We start from the raw sequence: 981 nt of genomic DNA on the forward strand, positions 1-981 counted from the left end.
TAGTTGCAAGGTATAGACCCGAAACCCGGTGATCTAGCCATGGGCAGGTTGAAGGTTGGGTAACACTAACTGGAGGACCGAACCGACTAATGTTGAAAAATTAGCGGATGACTTGTGGCTGGGGGTGAAAGGCCAATCAAACCGGGAGATAGCTGGTTCTCCCCGAAAGCTATTTAGGTAGCGCCTCGTGAACTCATCTTCGGGGGTAGAGCACTGTTTCGGCTAGGGGGCCATCCCGGCTTACCAAACCGATGCAAACTCCGAATACCGAAGAATGTTATCACGGGAGACACACGGCGGGTGCTAACGTCCGTCGTGAAGAGGGAAACAACCCAGACCGCCAGCTAAGGTCCCAAAGTCATGGTTAAGTGGGAAACGATGTGGGAAGGCATAGACAGCCAGGATGTTGGCTTAGAAGCAGCCATCATTTAAAGAAAGCGTAATAGCTCACTGGTCGAGTCGGCCTGCGCGGAAGATGTAACGGGGCTAAACCATGCACCGAAGCTGCGGCAGCGACGCTTAGGTGTTGTTGGGTAGGGGAGCGTTCTGTAAGCCGTTGAAGGTGGCCTGTGAGGGTTGCTGGAGGTATCAGAAGTGCGAATGCTGACATAAGTAACGATAAAGCGGGTGAAAAGCCCGCTCGCCGGAAGACCAAGGGTTCCTGTCCAACGTTAATCGGGGCAGGGTGAGTCGACCCCTAAGGCGAGGCTGAAAAGCGTAGTCGATGGGAAACAGGTTAATATTCCTGTACTTGGTGTTACTGCGAAGGGGGGACGGAGAAGGCTAGGCTAGCCGGGCGACGGTTGTCCCGGTTTAAGCGTGTAGGGGGTGTGACCTGGTAAATCCGGTTACATACTAACCCTGAGGCGTGATGACGATGCACTACGGTGCAGAAGTAGTTGATGCCCTGCTTCCAGGAAAAGCCTCTAAGCTCTAGGTAACATTAAATCGTACCCCAAACCGACACAGGTGGTCAGGTAG

General features: G+C 53.4%; 1 rRNA gene. It reads left to right on the forward strand.

The features are described from left to right. Positions 1 to 981: ribosomal RNA gene (locus ACJ8QI_RS25455) — 23S ribosomal RNA — on the forward strand; the annotation flags it as partial.

The sequence above is a fragment of the Serratia sp. CY84636 genome, assembly GCF_052166245.1.
GTDB classification, from domain to species: domain Bacteria; phylum Pseudomonadota; class Gammaproteobacteria; order Enterobacterales; family Enterobacteriaceae; genus Serratia; species Serratia nevei.